Origin of the sequence: Pseudorhodoferax soli (assembly GCF_003337555.1) — a bacterium.
In the GTDB taxonomy this organism is placed as follows: Bacteria; Pseudomonadota; Gammaproteobacteria; order Burkholderiales; family Burkholderiaceae_C; genus Pseudorhodoferax; species Pseudorhodoferax soli.
In genome coordinates, this window is the sequence record NZ_QPJK01000005.1 from 90,625 (window position 1) to 105,331 (window position 14,707).

Below are 14,707 nucleotides of genomic sequence, written 5' to 3' on the forward strand. Positions count from 1 at the left end.
AAGGCTGGATTATGAACTTCGAACTCAAGTCCCTCGACGCTGCGGGCTGTGCCAGCGCCAGGTGCGATGCCCTGTTGGTCCTGGTGCCAGAAACCGCGGCAACGGGCAAGGACGCACTGTCCGGCTGGATCGCGCAGGCGCGCAAATCCGGCGATTTCGACGGCAAGGCCGGCAAGACGCTGGCCCTGTACCAGCCCCAGGGGGTGGCGGCCACGCGGGTGGTGCTGGCCGGCAGCGGCGACGGCAGCGCCCGCACCGTGCGCCAGGCCGTGCTGGCCGGCATGGGCACGCTGCGCCAGGCCAAGCGCCTGGTGCTGTGTTGCGCCGGCCCCTGGACCGAGGCCGCACTGCGCGCCGCCATCGCCGCCGTGGCCGACGCCAGCTATGTCTACACCGCGACCAAGTCCAAGGCCGAGCCGCGCAAGCTGGCCCAGGTCGTCGTCGCCGTGGCCGAGGTCGCCAAGGCCCGCGCAGCGTTCGACCAGGCCGTGGGCCTGGTGGCCGGCGTGGAGTTCGCCAAGGAATGGGGCAACCGGCCCGGCAACCATGCCACGCCCACGCTGATCGCCAACGCCGCCAAGTCGCTGGCCCGCCATCCCGGCATCAGCTGCGAGGTGCTGGGCCCGCGCGAGGTGGCCAAGCTCGGCATGGGCGCCTTCATGGCCGTGTCGCAGGGTTCCGAGGAGCCGCTGCGCTTTGCCGTGCTGCGCTACAACGGTGCGGCACGCAGCGTGGCGCCCACGGTGCTGGTCGGCAAGGGCATCAGCTTCGACACCGGCGGCATCTCCATCAAGCCTGCCGGCGAGATGGACGAGATGAAGTTCGACATGTGCGGCGCCGCCAGCGTGCTCGGCGTGTTCCGCGCGCTGGCCGAGATCCGGCCCGCCATCAACGTGGTGGGGCTGATCGCCAGCTGCGAGAACATGCCCGATGGCCGCGCCGTCAAGCCCGGCGACGTGGTCACGAGCATGAGCGGTCAGACCATCGAGATCCTCAACACCGATGCCGAGGGGCGGCTGGTCCTGTGCGATGCGCTGACCTATGCCGAGCGCTTCAAGCCCGCGGCCATCGTCGACATCGCCACCTTGACGGGCGCCTGCGTGGTCGCGCTGGGCGGCGTGCGCAGCGGCCTGTTCTCCAACGACGAGGCGCTGGCCGCCGCATTGCTGTCGGCCGGCGAGAGCGCGCTCGACCCCTGCTGGCGCCTGCCGCTGGACGACGACTACGCCGATGGCCTGAAGACCAACTTCGCCGACGTCGCCAACGTGGCGGGCCGCGCGGGTGGCGCGGTGACGGCGGCCAAGTTCCTGCAGCGCTTCGTCGGCACGCGCGCCTGGGCGCACCTGGACATCGCCGGCACGGCCTGGAAGGGCGGTGCCGCCAAGGGGTCGACCGGTCGCCCCGTGGGCCTTCTGCTGGCCTACCTGCTGGGTCAGGCGGCCACCGCTGCGCCCAAGGCAGTCGCCCGCAAGCGCAGCGTCAAGGCCTGAGCTGCGGCCGTCCGCGGGCATGACCGAGATCGCCTTCCACTTCAACGCCCCGGACAAACTGGCTTATGCCTGCCGGCTGTTGCGCAAGGCCGTGGCGGGCGGCGCGCGCGCCGTCGTCAGCGGCCCGGACGACATGCTGGCCCGGCTCGACCAGCAGCTGTGGACCTTCTCGGCCCTGGACTTCGTGCCCCACTGCATGCTGGGCAGCAGCCCGGACCGCGTGCTGGCCGCCTCGCCCGTGGTGCTGGCCGTGGACGTGCTGCAGGCACCGGCCCTGCCCGTGCTCGTGAACCTGGCCGACCTGGTGCCGGCCGGCTTCGAACGCTTCGAACGCCTGATCGAAGTGGTCAGCAACGACGAGGAAGACCGCGCGCTCGCGCGCGGGCGCTGGAAGCACTACGTCGCGCGTGGCTACACCATCGTGCGCCACGACCTGGAACTCAAGGAGTGAGGCGATGAGCGACGTGCCCCGCGTGCCGCCGCGCTACGTGCCGGTGTTGACCGAGGTGGTCGGCGCCGCCGCGCGCGTGGAGCCCGTGCCGCCGGCGCCGCCGCCGCCTGCGGCACCACCCGTGCCGGTGGCTCCGCCGCTCGACGCGCAGACGCTCGAAGACCAGCTGCTGCACCGTGTCATGCAGCGCGTCGACCTCGCGCTCGAACAGCAACTGCACGACGCCGTGGCCAGCATGGTGCTGCAGCACACGCACGCGCTGGTACCGCGCCTGCGCGAGGAAATCGAGTTCGTCGTGCGCCAGGCCGTGGCCGAGGCCGTGGCGGCCGAACTGGCCCAGCGTCCACCTGCGTGAAACCCCTAGTGGCGTTTGTGCCGATCGTCGCAATCGGGCCCGCAAATTGCATACCGGCAGATGTATAAACCTGTTCTCTCGTTTTTCCCTGTCTGGAGGATTTTTATGCAGTTGAAATGGACCGCTGTCGCCTTGGCCGCCATGGTGCTCGTTGCGTGCGGCAAGAAGGACGAACCGGCGCCGGCGCCCGCATCTGCGCCCGCTGCGGCTGCACCCGCAGCCGCACCTGCCGGCGAGACGGTCACCGTCCGCATCGGCCACGTCGGCCCCACCAGCGGCCCGATCGCCCACCTGGGCAAAGACAACGAACTCGGTGCCCGCATGGCCATCGAGGAACTGAACGCCGCCGGGTTCAAGATCGGCGACAAGACCGCCAAGTTCGAACTGCTGGCCGAAGACGATGCGGCCGATCCCAAGCAGGGCACCTCGGTCGCCCAGAAGCTCGTGGACAGCAAGGTCCATGGCGTGGTCGGCCACCTGAACTCGGGCACCACCATCCCTGCTTCCAAGATCTACAGCGACGCCGGCATTCCGCAGATATCGCCGTCCGCCACCAACCCCAAGTACACGCGCCAGGGCTTCAAGACCGCCTTCCGCGTGGTGGCCGACGACGTGCATCTGGGCAGCACGCTGGGCAAGTACGCCGTGGGCGAACTGGCCGGCAAGTCCGTCGCCGTGATCGACGACCGCACGGCCTATGGCCAGGGCGTGGCCGAGGAATTCGAGAAGGCCGTCAAGGCTGCCAACGGCACCCTGATCGGCCACGAGTTCACGACCGACAAGTCGACCGACTTCAACGCCATCCTGACCAAGCTCAAGGGCGCCAAGCCCGACGTGCTGTTCTACGGCGGCATGGACGCCGTGGCCGGCCCGATGCTGCGCCAGGCCAAGCAGCTGGGCCTGACGGTCAAGTTCATGGGCGGCGATGGCATCTGCACGAACGAGCTGTCCAAGCTGGCCGGCGACGCCATGGCCGACGGCCAGGTCGTGTGTGCCGAAGCCGGCGGTGTGGACGGCGACCTGAAGCCCGGCCTGGACAAGTTCAAGACCGACTTCCAGGCCAAGTACAACGTCGACGTGAAGCTGTACGCCCCGTATGTCTACGACGCCGTGAAGGTGCTGGCCACGGCCATGCAGAAGGCCGGTTCGCCCGAGCCTGAGAAGTACCTGCCCGAGCTCGCCAAGATCGAATACAAGGGCATCACCGGCAACATCGCCTTCGATGAGAAGGGCGACATCAAGAACGGCGCGCTGACGCTGTACACCTACAAGGGTGGCCAGCGCGAGCAGCTCGCCGTGGTGCGCTGAGCGTTTTCCGCGACCGCAGCGACAAGGGGCCTTCGGGCCCCTTTTTTTTGATGGCTACGCGGCGGGCCGCAGCCGGCGCGGATCGAGTGCCGCGACCAGGCGGGCCGGCAAGGGCATCGGCTCGCCATGCAGGCGGGCGGCGATCAACTCGGCCGCCAACGGCGCCAGGGTGAGGCCGCGCGCGCCCAAGGCCGTCAACACCCACAGGCCGGCGGCCCAGGGGCCGGCCAGCGGCAACCGGTCCGCAGAGGTACAGCGCACGCCGGCCCAGGCCGCGGGCGCGGGGCCCTCGGCGATCGCCTGGCCAGTGGCCGGCAACAGCGCCTGCAGGCGCTCCAGGTTGTAGCGCTGCTCGGCCTCGCGCAGGTCGGTGGCCGTGTCGCCGCGCTCGAAGCTCGAGCCGCTGAGCCAGACCGGGCCTTGCGGACCCGGCACGCCGGGAATGAAGTGGCCATGGCCGTTCACCGGCATGGCCGGTACCGGCAGCGTGGGCGGGCAGGGCCCCAGGCTGACCTGTCCACGCACCGTCTGCAGCCCCTGTGTTTGCAGCAGTGCGCCGCTGCCGATGCCAGCCGTCACGACCAAGAGCGGCGTGGCGTGCAGTTCGCAGTCGTCGTCACTGCGCAGCGACCACCCCCCGGGCGTGGCCTGCACCCTGGTGGTGCGGCAGCCGCCCTGGAAGCGGATCGCCGGATGTGCGAGCAGGGCCTGCACGAGCCGGACAGGGCGCACCCAGCCGGCCAACGCATGCCATTGCGCGGGCGTGTCCACGGGCAGGCCCGCGGCCTGCAGCTGCGCGGCATCGGCGGCCGCGCTGAACGCATCGCCGGGCGTGGCCAGCGCCCGCGCGCCGCGCAGGCGCCGTTCCAGCACGCCGGTCAGCGCGTAGTCTTCACCCTCGCGCAGGAGTGCCCGCAGCAGCTGCGCCGTGCAGCGGGCACCCGCGCGCGACAGCTGCGTGGGCAAGGTGTCGCTGGCGGCGTCGTGTGGCGAGAACAGGCCCGCGGGCAGGCCGGAGGCACCGGCGGCCGGCGCCTCCGCGGCGTCCAGCACCAGCACCTGCCAGCCGCGCTCGGCCAGCTGGCGCGCCACGCTGGCGCCCGCCAGCCCGGCGCCCAGCACCGTGCAATGGCCGGGCTGGGCGGGTGGGCCGTCGTCGTGCCAGGGCTGCGGGCGCAGCCTGGGCGTCCAGGCGGGTGCGTAGGTGGCTTCGAGCCGGTCGCGCTTGGGCGGCACGCCGGCCACGCGCTGCACCGTGAAGCCGCATTGCGCCAGGCTGTCGCGCACGGCGCGGGCGATGGTCCAGGTGGCCAGCCGCGTGCCGTTGCGGCAGCAGCGTGCCACGGCCTTCAGGGTGTCCAGGCTCCAGATGTCGGGGTTGCGGGCCGGGCTGAAGCCGTCCAGGAAGACGCTGTCGGCCTGGCACACGAGTTCGCGCAGCATGGGCTGTGCTTCGCCGATGGCCAGCGTCAGCAGCACGCGCCCCTCGTCCAGGCGCAGCCGGTGCACGCCCGGCCGCAGGCTGCGGTACTGGGCCGCCAGTTCATCGGCCAGCGGCTGCAGCTCGGGAAAGGCCGCAGCGCCGCGCAGCACGTCCTCGGCCGACGCGGGATGGGCCTCGACCGAGACGAAGTGCAAACGTGCGGGCCGCTGCGGATCGGCGCGCCAGGCGGCCCAGGCCACCAGGAAGTTCAGGCCCAGGCCGAACCCGGTTTCCAGGATCGCCCAGTGCGGTCGCCCGGCCCAGGCCTGCGGCAGCCCGCAGCCGTGCAGGAACACGCCGCGGGCCTGCGCCAGAGCGGCTTCGGAGCGGTAGCGGTCACCGAAGCGCGGGTTGTAGGGAGCGCCATCGGCCAGCCATTCGATGGGCTCGGCCACCGGTGCTCAGGCGGCGGGTGGCACGTAGCCCTGGACGGCGTCGGCGCCGGCGCCGAAGAAGTGGTTCTCCATCTGGCGCGACAGGTACTGGCGCGCGCGCTGGTCTGCCATGTTGAGCTTGTTCTCGTTGATCAGCATGGTCTGCTGCTTGAGCCAGGCGGCCCAGGCTTCCTTGCTGACGCTCTGCCAGATGCGCTTGCCCAGCTCGCCCGGGTAGGGCGGCAGGTCCAGGCCTTCGGCTTCGCGGCCCAGTTTGATGCAGTTCACCATGCGTGCCATGTCGAGTCTTCCTTGAGGGGATGCAGGCCGTTGGGCGGCCTTGTGGGATGCGGATTGCGGGCCCGGATTATCGGCCGCCCAGCAAGCCATCGACGATCAAGGTCCAATGCCCGGGCTCCACCGGCGTGATCGACAGCCGGCTGCCGCGCTGCAGCACCACCATCGTGGCCAGGCCAGGATGCGCGCGCAGCTCGGCCAGCGGCAGCAGCCGGGTCTTGCGCAGCGCCTGCACGTCGCGCAGCAGCCAGCGCGGCGCATCGGGCTTGGAGGCGCCATCGTGGTAGGGCGAGGCCGGGTCGAACTGCGTGGGGTCGGTGCGCACCTCGGAGGCCACGCGCGCGATGCCGGCGATGCCGGGCTCCGGGCAACTGGAGTGGTAGAACAACACGCCGTCGCCGACCTGCATGCCGTCGCGCATGAAGTTGCGCGCCTGGTAATTGCGCACGCCGGTCCAGGGCACGGTCTGCCCGGGCGCGGCCAGTGCGTCGTCGATCGAGCATTCGTCGGGCTCGGACTTCATGAGCCAGTAGTGCGGTGCGCGGGCGGTGGCGGCGTTCATGGTGAGGGCGGGGTGGGGCTGGGGGCCGCGCGAGGATGCCACAGCGGGCCGCGCCGTTCTCCTACAGGGCGCGCTTCGGCACGGTGGCAAACTCCGCCCGCCGAAAACGTTTCCTTGCCAGCCCACACACCGCTTCATGACGGCGGACGCACTCCCCTCCGACCTCGCTGCCTGCGATCTCGAACCGATCCGCTGGCCCGGCGCGATCCAGCCCCATGGCCGCATGCTGGTGCTGGACGCCCAGACGCTGCAGCCCGTGGCTGCGAGCGCTGGCTGGCCTGCGCCCGATCACGCCGCCGTGCTCGAGGCGCTCGACCGCACGGCGCTGTCGTCGCTGCCGGCCGCGGGCCCCGGCATGTCGCCGATCAGCCTGGGCAGCGTGCAGTTGCCAGGCCGCGCTGCACAGGAAGTGTCGGCGCACCGCACCGCCTCCCATGTGATCGTCGAGTGCGAGGACGCCAGTCCGCAGGACCACGGCCCGTCGCGGATCTATGCACTGGCACGCAACTTCCTGTCGCGGCTGAACGAGGCACGCGACCTGCCGGCGCTGTGCCTGCTCGCGGCCGAGGAGATGCGCCGGGTGAGCGGCTTCGGCCGCGCACTGGTCTACCGCTTCGACGACGACGGCCACGGCGAGGTGCTCGCCGAAACGCTGGAGCCCGACTACGACAGCTACCTCGGCCACCATTTCCCGGCTTCCGACATTCCGCGGCAGGCGCGCGCGCTCTACCTGCTCAACCACTTCCGGCTGATCCCCGACGCAGGCTATGCACCGGTGCCGCTGCTCGGCCTGGAGGGCTGCGCTGCGTCGCAGGTCGACCTGTCCCATGCCCTGCTGCGCAGCGTCTCGCCCGTGCACGTGGAGTACATGCGCAACATGGGCACGCTGGCCTCGATGTCGGTGTCCATCGTCGTCGACGGCAAGCTCTGGGGCCTGGTGTCCTGCCACAACCATGCGCCGCGCACGCTGGGGCCCAACGCACGGGCCGCTTGTGAACACCTGGGCCAGCTGCTGTCGCTGCAGATCGGCGCGCTGCAGGCCGCCGAGGAGGCAGCCGCGCGGCTGGAACTGCGCCAGCTCACGCTGTCGCTCGTGGCGCAGCTGGCCGAGAGCGATGGCACGCTGAGCCGCCTGGTGCAGGCCGGCGGCCTGCTGCGGCTGGCGCGCGCCAGCGGCGCTGCCGTCGTGCTGGACGAGGCCGTCTGGACCGTCGGCACCACACCGCCGCCGGCCGAGCTCGAGGCGCTGGCGCACTGGGTCGCCGCCCGCGGCGAGGACATCTACGCGAGCGATGAGCTCGCGCGCGATTTCGGCGGCAGCCCTGCGCTGCGCGAGAACGCCGCCGGCGTGCTGGCGGTGTCGATCTCGCAGGTCCACCGCCACGTGATCCTGTGGTTCAGGCCAGAGATCGTGCGTACCGTGCGCTGGGCCGGCAACCCGCGCAAGGCGGTGGACGAGGCCGGCCGCATCCATCCGCGCAAGAGCTTCGACAGCTGGGTCGAGCGTCTGGGCGGCCGCTCGGCCCGCTGGCTGCCGTCCGAACTGGCGGCGGCGCGCGAGCTGCGCGATGCGCTGATCGGCATCGTGCTGCGCCGTGCCCAGGAGATGGCGGACGCCGCCACGGCGCTGGGCCGCGTCAACAAGGAACTGGAAGCCTTCTCCTACACCGTATCGCACGACCTGCGCGCGCCGATGCGGCACATCGCAGGCTACGCCGACCTGGTACTGGAAATGGACGGCGCGCATGTCAGCGAGCGCGGCCGGCGTTACCTGGGCCACGTGAAGGAGGCCGCGGCGTACGCCGGCCAACTGGTCGATGCCTTGCTGGACTTCTCGCGCCTGGGCCGTGCCGCGCTCAAGCCACGCAGCGTGGACATGGTCGCCATGGTGGCCGACCTCGTGCGCGAGCTGCGGCGCGACGAACCCGGGCGCAACGTGCAATGGGACGTTGCGCCAGACCTGCCGGCGCTGCACGCCGACCCCTTCCTGCTGCAGGTGGCCACGCGCAACCTGTTGGCCAACGCCCAGAAGTACACGCGCCGGCAGCCCGCGCCACGCATTACAGTGCGTGCCGTCGTGCGCGAGGACGGGGTCGGGCTAGAGGTCGAAGACAACGGCGTCGGCTTCGAGATGAAGTACGTCGAGAAGCTGTTCGGCGTCTTCCAGCGCCTGCATGCGACCGAAGAATTCGAGGGCACCGGCATTGGCCTGGCCAACGTCAAGCGCATCGTCGAACGCCATGGTGGCGAAGTCTGGGCCCGCGGTGCGCCCCAGCAAGGTGCGGCTTTCGGATTCGTGCTGCCGCGCTCCCCCATCCACTAGAAAAACATCCCCATGCTCAAGCCGATCCTGCTCGTCGAGGACGACACGCGCGACCTCGAACTCACCTTGCTGGCGCTGGAGCGCAGCCAGCTCGCCAACGACGTGGTGGTGCTGCGCGACGGTGCCCAGGCCCTGTCCTACCTGCGCCGTGAGGATGCGCATGCCGAGCGCAGCGAAGGCAACCCGGCGGTGATCCTGCTGGACCTCAAGCTGCCCAAGGTCAACGGCCTGGAGGTGCTGCAGGCCGTGCGCGCCGACCCGGGCCTGCGCGCCATCCCGGTGGTCATGCTGACCTCCTCGCAGCAGGAGACCGATGTGGTGCGCAGCTACGAGCTCGGCGTCAACGCCTATGTGGTCAAGCCCGTGGAGTTCCGGCAGTTCGTGGCCGCCATCGCCGACCTGGGCATCTTCTGGGCCGTGCTGAATGAGCCGCCGCCCGGTTCGCTGCGGGCCAGCCGGCGCTACGAACATGAGTGAACCGCTGGAGCTGCTGCTGCTGGAGGACTCCGCTTTCGATGCGGAGCTCGTGCAGGAGTGCGTGCGTGCTAGCCATCCCGCGGCCCGCTGCACGCTGGTGCGCGACGAGGCCGGCTTCGTGCAGGCGCTGGCCACGCAGCGCTTCGACGCCGTGCTGTCCGACTACCAGCTGCCCGGCTTCGGCGGCGACCATGCACTGGCCATCGCCCGGGCCAGGGCGCCGCAGCTGCCCTTCATCTTCGTGTCCGGCGTGATCGGCGAGGACAACGCCGTCGAGCTGCTCAAGCGCGGTGCCACCGACTACGTGAGCAAGGGCCGCCTGGAGCGGCTGCCGCTGGTGCTGGAGCGCGCGCTGCGCGAGGTGCGCGAGCGTGCCGCGCGCGACGCCGCCGAGGCACGCCTGCGCGAGGCCGACAGCCTGTACGCCCACATCGTCGAATCCCTGCGCGACTACGCCGTGCTGCTGCTCGACGCCGAGCACCGCATCACCAGCTGGAACCGCGGCGCCCAGGCCATGTTCGGCTTCGAGCGGGCCGAGGCCGTGGGCCAGAACGCCATGCTGCTGCTGCCCGAGGGCGAGGACGCGCACGAGGCCTGGCGCCGCGACCTGCGCCTGGCCGCCACCGCGCAGCGCGCCGCCACGCAGCGCTGGATGCGCCGGCGCGATGGCTCGCGCCTGTGGGCCGAAGGCGTGCTGATGCCGCTGCATGGCGAAGGCGGCGCCGTGGTCGGCTGGTGCAGCATCGCGCGCGACACCACGGCCGAGCACCTGGCCGCGCAGGTGCTGCGCGAGGCCAAGGAGCAGGCCGAAGCCGCGCGGCGCGAGGCCGAGCGCGCCAGCCAGGCCAAGGACCGCTTCATCGCCATGCTCTCGCACGAACTGCGCGCGCCGCTGTCGGCCGTCTCGGCCGCCGTGCACTTGCTGGAGCGGCATGCCAGCGTGCCGGCGACGCACAAGGACCTGGTGCCGCTGGTGCGCCGCAACGTGGCCGTGGAGACGCGGCTCATCGACGACCTGCTCGACATCTCGGCCATCTCTGCCGGCAAGCTGGGCGTCAAGCCCGAGCTGGTGGACATGCACGCCGTGCTGCGCGAGGCGCTCACCATGCTGGCCGAGGCGATTGCCGAACGCGGCATGCGCGTGGAGCTGGCGCTGGCCGAGCAGCCGGCCTGGGTGCACGCCGACCCGGTGCGCATGCAGCAGGTGATGGCCAACCTCGTGCGCAACGCCATCAAGTTCAGCGAGCCCGGCGGCGTGGTGCACTTGAACACGGCGCTGGAGTCCGGCGAGTTCGTGTTCTCCTGCTGCGACCAGGGCATCGGCATCGCGCCCGATGCGCTGGAGCGCATCTTCACGGCCTTCGAGCAGGCCGACCGTGACACCGCGCGCGAGCGTGGTGGCCTGGGGCTGGGCCTGGCCATTGCGCGCCACCTGGCCCTGGCGCACGGCGGCGTGCTGCTGGCGGAAAGCGCTGGCGTGGGGAAGGGCGCGCGGTTCACCTTGCGCCTGCCGCTGCGCGAGGGCGCCGTCCCGCCACCGCCACCGCCGTCTGACCCGGCGGCCGAGCCGGTGCAGGCCCAGCATGCGCGCGTGCTGATGGTGGAAGACCACCCGGGTGCGGCGATGGCGCTGCGCATGTGCCTGGAGGAGTACGGCTACGCCGTCGAGCATGCCGCCAGCGTGGCCGAGGCGCTGCAGCTGGCGCAGTCGCAGGCCTTCGACATCGTGCTGACCGACCTGGGCCTGCCCGATGGCAGCGGCGTGGACATCGGCCGCGCGCTCGGCGGGCGCCTGCCGGTGCTGGCGCTGAGCGGCTACGGCGCCGAGAGCGACCTGCGCAGCACGGCTGCCGCGGGATTCGCCGGCCACCTGGTCAAGCCGGTCGACCCGCCGCAGGTGCATGCGGTGCTGCAGAAGCTGCTGACACGCCCGGGACCATGAAGCTGGCGCGGCCCGGACCGCGCCGGGCTGCGCGTAATGGCGGCGCCGCGCCGTCCCAGGGCCGGGCCGCATTCCGCACGGCCTGCGCGGGGCTTGCGGGCCGGTGGGTTCCGTCGGGCGCGTTCGGTGTCTAGACTCGGCACTCCACCACGATGGCGCCACCAGAGCGCCGAAGCGAGACAAGCATGATCGACCTGCACGACATCCGCTACGTGCGCCTGGGCACGCGGGACCTGGACGGCGCCGTGCGCTACGCCCACGACATCCTGGGGCTGGCCGAAGGCGGGCGCAGCGGCAATGCCAAGAACGGCCAGACGGTCTACCTGCGCAGCGATACGCGCGACCACACGCTGGTCTACCACGACGGCGACCCGCGCGACCACACGGTCGGCTTCGACCTGCGCGAAGGTGTGGCACTGGACGCCGCCGCCGCCGAACTGGAACGCCTGGGCCACCCGGTGCACCGCGGCAGCGATGCCGAGTGCGCGCAGCGCCGCGTGGACGCCTTCATCCAGTTCCGCGACCCGAGCGGCAACCGCATCGAGCTGCTGGCGCCTACTCCGCAGGCGGGCCGGCCCTTCGCGCCGACGCGGCCGGTGGCCAACACCGGCTTCTCGCACGTGGGCCTGCGCAGCACCGACCCGGTGCGCGACGAGGCCTTCTGGACCGGCGTGCTGTCGGCCAAGGTCAGCGACCGCATCGGCGCCGCCCCCTTGCTGCGCATCGACGCGGTGCACCACAAGATCGCGCTGTTCCCCTCGGCCTTCGCTGGCGTGCAGCACATCAACCACCAGGTGGCTTCCATCGACGACATCATGCAGTCCTGGTACTTCCTGCAGGAGCGCGGTGTACGCACCGTGTTCGGCCCGGGCCGGCATCCGACCTCGGGCGCGATGTTCCTGTACTTCGAGGGGCCGGACGGCATGGTCTACGAGTACTCGAGCGGTGTCAGCCAGATCACCGATCCGGCGCACCGGCCGCGGCAGTTTCCGTTCGAGCCGGCCTCGTTCTGCATGTGGGGCGCTCGGCCGGACATCCCCGAGTTCCGGCGCTGACTCAGTTCGGCAGCCGGCCCGGGAACAGCGCGCGCAGCTGCGCCGGGAACTGCTCGGCGAAGCGTTCGAAACCCTGGCGCGACGGGTGCAGTTCGTTGTGCCAGTTCGCGCGCTCCGGCGCCAGCGTGCCCTGGCCGTTGACCAGGGTCACCCGGGCATTGGCTGCCGCCAGGCTGGCCAGCATGGCGGCGAATTCGGTCAGCATCACCTGCATGACCTCGAAGCCGTCCTGCTGCGTCGGAAAGCCGCGCAGCGAGAAGGTCGGCTTGAGCCAGGGGCCCATGTGGCAGATGCCCCGCCCGTCGGGCAGCGCGAAGTCGTAGGCGTGGAACACCAGCTGCGTGCCCGGGCTGCAGGTGTCGCGCAGTCCGATCAGGTCTTCGTAGGCCGCGCGCACCATGGCCAGTGCCGCATCGAAGCGTGGCCGGTGCAGCTGTTCGGCCGGTGGCCGGCCAGCCACGAAGTCGCGCACCCACAGCGCCATGGGGTCGTCCACGATGTCGTTGCCGCCGCCGGAGAACAGCAGCACATCCCAGGCGCCGCCGGCCGGGCAGCCATCGCGCAGCTGCATCGTCAAGCGCTGGCGCTGCTCCACGCCCATCATCTGGCGCGCCTCGTCGCCGGCCTTGGCCAGGTTCAGGATGGGCAGGCCGGCCAGGCGCTCCAGCCGCGGCACGATGCCGCCACCGAACAGCGGCACCGGGTAGTCGAACCACGAATCGCCCTCGGCCAGCATCTGCAGCGGCATGCCCGCGCCGGCCGTTTCGCGCGGGGCAGCGCCGGCCCGGGCTGGTGCCGCCGCGGGCGCCGGCAGCCCCTGCACGCCGCGCTGCTTGAGCAGGCGCATCACGGCCTTGTAGTCCTGGATGCGCTGGCGTTCCTCGCGGCGCTGGGCGATGGCCAGCTGGCGGCGTTCCCGGCCCACGTCGCCCGGCGTGGGCTGCGTCGGTGCCGGGCCGGCCGGTGCACCGGCCGGGGCCACGCCGCGCATGGGCGCATGCGCCGGTGCCGCTCTGCGGGCAGCGACCAGGGCCTTGGCCTGGCCCAGCGTCAGCGGCCCGTCCGCAGGCCGTGCGGGGCGGGGCGCTGCGGCCTTCTTCGGCGGCGCGCGCTTCTTGGCCACGGCGGCCTTGGCCGGGGCGGGCTTGGCTGAGGTGGTCTTGCGGCTCGGGCTTTTGCGGCGGGTGGCCATGGCGGTCTCCGTTGCGACGACCGCCGGCATCATGCGCGCCGCGAAGCCAGGGCGCATCCACCGAACCGACGAGCGGCGGCAGCTGCCGCAACGCGCGCACAATCGCGCCCCATGTTGGAGACGAACACCCCTTCGAAGGCCCCCGTGCTGATTGCCGGCGGCGGCATCGGCGGCATGGCCATGGCCCTCACGCTGCACCAGATCGGCGTGCCCTGCGTGGTCTACGAGGCCGTGCCGGCCCTGCAGCCGCTGGGCGTGGGCATCAACCTGCAGCCCAATGCCGTGCGCGAACTCTACGACCTGGGCCTGGACCACCACGTGCTCGACCGCATCGGCATCCAGGCCCGCGAGTGGGCGCTGGTGGGCCGCAATGGCCGCGAAATCTATGCCGAGCCGCGCGGGTTGGCTGCAGGCTACCGCTGGCCGCAGTACTCGGTGCACCGCGGCGAGCTGCAGATGCTGCTGTACCGCACCGTGCTCGAACGCCTGGGGCCGCAGGCCGTGCAGCTGGGCCAGCGCGTGGCGGGCTACCGCAACGACGAAGCTGGCGTCACAGCGCTGATCGAGACGCGCGACGGCCAGCGCCGCGAGGTGCAGGGCGCCGTGCTGGTCGCAGCCGACGGCCTGCACTCGGCCGTGCGCGCCCAGATGCATCCGCAGCAGCCACCCATCCACTGGGGCGGCGCCATCATGTGGCGCGGCACCACGCCGGGCGTGCCGATCCGCACGGGCGCGTCGTTCGTGGGCCTGGGCAGCCTGAAGCACCGCGTCGTGTGCTATCCGATCTCCCAGCCGGACCCGGCCACGGGCCTGGCCACCATCAACTGGATCGCCGAGATCACGGTGGACAACTCGCAGGGCTGGACGCAGGGCGACTGGAACCGCCGCGTCGGCATCGACGAGTTCATCCACCACTTCGAGGGCTGGGACTACGGCTGGATCGACGTGCCGGCCATGCTGCGCGGCGCGAGCCAGGTGTTCGAGTACCCCATGATCGACCGCGACCCGGTGGCGACCTGGGTCGATGGCCGCGTGGCCTTGCTCGGCGATGCCGCGCACGTGATGTACCCGGTGGGCTCCAACGGCGCGAGCCAGGCCATCGTGGATGCGCGCGTGCTGGGCGCAGCCTTGCAAGACCAGGGCGTGGGGCCTGCCGCGCTGCGCAGCTACGACGAGCAGCTCTGCGCCGACATCTCCGCCCTGGTGCTGCGCAACCGTGGCGCCGGGCCCTTCGGCCTGCTGGGGCTGGTGGACGAGCGCTGCGGCGGCGTGTTCGAGGACATCGACCAGGTGCTGCCCAAGGCCGAACGCGAGGCCTTCATGGCGCGCTATAAGGCGGCGGCGGGCTTCGCGATCGAGACGCTCAACGCGGCGCCGCCCACGGTGCGCCCGTAGCCG

The 14,707-nt window shown here is 71.5% G+C and carries 13 protein-coding genes; 9 read left to right on the plus strand and 4 right to left on the minus strand.

Going from position 1 to position 14,707, the window contains the following annotated elements; genetic code table 11:
• Positions 1-11 precede the first annotated feature (11 nt).
• The 4 genes from DES41_RS18340 to DES41_RS18355 all read left to right on the plus strand — a co-directional run bounded on the left by DES41_RS18340 (position 12) and on the right by DES41_RS18355 (position 3,604).
• Complete coding sequence (locus DES41_RS18340) at positions 12-1,490, plus strand: leucyl aminopeptidase (RefSeq protein WP_114469119.1); 1,479 nt, start codon at positions 12-14, stop codon at positions 1,488-1,490.
• Positions 1,491-1,509: 19 nt separating this feature from the next.
• Positions 1,510-1,941, plus strand: coding sequence for a DNA polymerase III subunit chi (locus DES41_RS18345; protein WP_114469120.1), 432 nt, complete (start codon positions 1,510-1,512; stop codon positions 1,939-1,941).
• Positions 1,942-1,945: 4 nt separating this feature from the next.
• Positions 1,946-2,296: a hypothetical protein gene (locus tag DES41_RS18350; protein WP_114469121.1), complete on the plus strand. Its 351-nt coding sequence runs from the start codon at positions 1,946-1,948 to the stop codon at positions 2,294-2,296.
• 105 nt (positions 2,297-2,401) lie between these two features.
• Entirely contained in the window at positions 2,402-3,604 is a 1,203-nt protein-coding gene (locus DES41_RS18355; RefSeq protein ID WP_114469122.1) for a branched-chain amino acid ABC transporter substrate-binding protein, read from the plus strand.
• Between the two features lie 54 nt (positions 3,605-3,658).
• Here the strand turns inward: DES41_RS18355 and mnmC are convergent, their stop codons facing one another.
• The 3 genes from mnmC to DES41_RS18370 all read right to left on the minus strand — a co-directional run bounded on the left by mnmC (position 3,659) and on the right by DES41_RS18370 (position 6,320).
• Positions 3,659-5,482 carry a bifunctional tRNA (5-methylaminomethyl-2-thiouridine)(34)-methyltransferase MnmC2/FAD-dependent 5-carboxymethylaminomethyl-2-thiouridine(34) oxidoreductase MnmC1 gene (gene mnmC, locus DES41_RS18360; protein ID WP_114469123.1) on the minus strand — a complete coding sequence of 608 codons (1,824 nt, stop codon included), beginning with the start codon at positions 5,480-5,482 and terminating at the stop codon, positions 3,659-3,661.
• Positions 5,483-5,488: 6 nt separating this feature from the next.
• Positions 5,489-5,761 carry an oxidative damage protection protein gene (locus tag DES41_RS18365; protein ID WP_056902400.1) on the minus strand — a complete coding sequence of 91 codons (273 nt, stop codon included), beginning with the start codon at positions 5,759-5,761 and terminating at the stop codon, positions 5,489-5,491.
• A 67-nt stretch (positions 5,762-5,828) separates the two neighbouring features.
• Positions 5,829-6,320 carry an EVE domain-containing protein gene (locus DES41_RS18370; protein ID WP_114469519.1) on the minus strand — a complete coding sequence of 164 codons (492 nt, stop codon included), beginning with the start codon at positions 6,318-6,320 and terminating at the stop codon, positions 5,829-5,831.
• Positions 6,321-6,456: 136 nt separating this feature from the next.
• Between DES41_RS18370 and DES41_RS18375 the strand changes: the two genes are divergently transcribed.
• The 4 genes from DES41_RS18375 (at position 6,457) to DES41_RS18390 (ending at position 12,117) form a co-directional block, all read left to right on the plus strand.
• Positions 6,457-8,643, plus strand: a complete 2,187-nt coding sequence (locus tag DES41_RS18375) for an ATP-binding protein (protein ID WP_114469124.1) — start codon at positions 6,457-6,459, stop codon at positions 8,641-8,643.
• Between the two features lie 12 nt (positions 8,644-8,655).
• Complete coding sequence (locus DES41_RS18380; protein WP_114469125.1) at positions 8,656-9,120, plus strand: response regulator; 465 nt, start codon at positions 8,656-8,658, stop codon at positions 9,118-9,120.
• Positions 9,113-11,062, plus strand: coding sequence for a hybrid sensor histidine kinase/response regulator (locus tag DES41_RS18385; RefSeq protein WP_170168215.1), 1,950 nt, complete (start codon positions 9,113-9,115; stop codon positions 11,060-11,062). The genes DES41_RS18380 and DES41_RS18385 overlap by 8 nt, the downstream gene beginning before the upstream one ends.
• A gap of 185 nt (positions 11,063-11,247) precedes the next feature.
• Positions 11,248-12,117, plus strand: a complete 870-nt coding sequence (locus DES41_RS18390) for a VOC family protein (RefSeq protein ID WP_114469127.1) — start codon at positions 11,248-11,250, stop codon at positions 12,115-12,117.
• A 1-nt stretch (position 12,118) separates the two neighbouring features.
• On the opposite strand, the gene DES41_RS18395 is transcribed toward DES41_RS18390, so the two are convergent.
• The gene (locus tag DES41_RS18395) at positions 12,119-13,309 is read right to left on the minus strand and encodes a hypothetical protein (protein WP_147282888.1); all 1,191 of its coding nucleotides are present in this window, start codon (positions 13,307-13,309) and stop codon (positions 12,119-12,121) included.
• A 111-nt stretch (positions 13,310-13,420) separates the two neighbouring features.
• Here DES41_RS18395 and DES41_RS18400 point away from each other — a divergent pair, with 111 nt between their 5' ends.
• Positions 13,421-14,704, plus strand: coding sequence for a flavin-dependent oxidoreductase (locus tag DES41_RS18400; RefSeq protein ID WP_114469129.1), 1,284 nt, complete (start codon positions 13,421-13,423; stop codon positions 14,702-14,704).
• Positions 14,705-14,707: the final 3 nt, after the last annotated feature.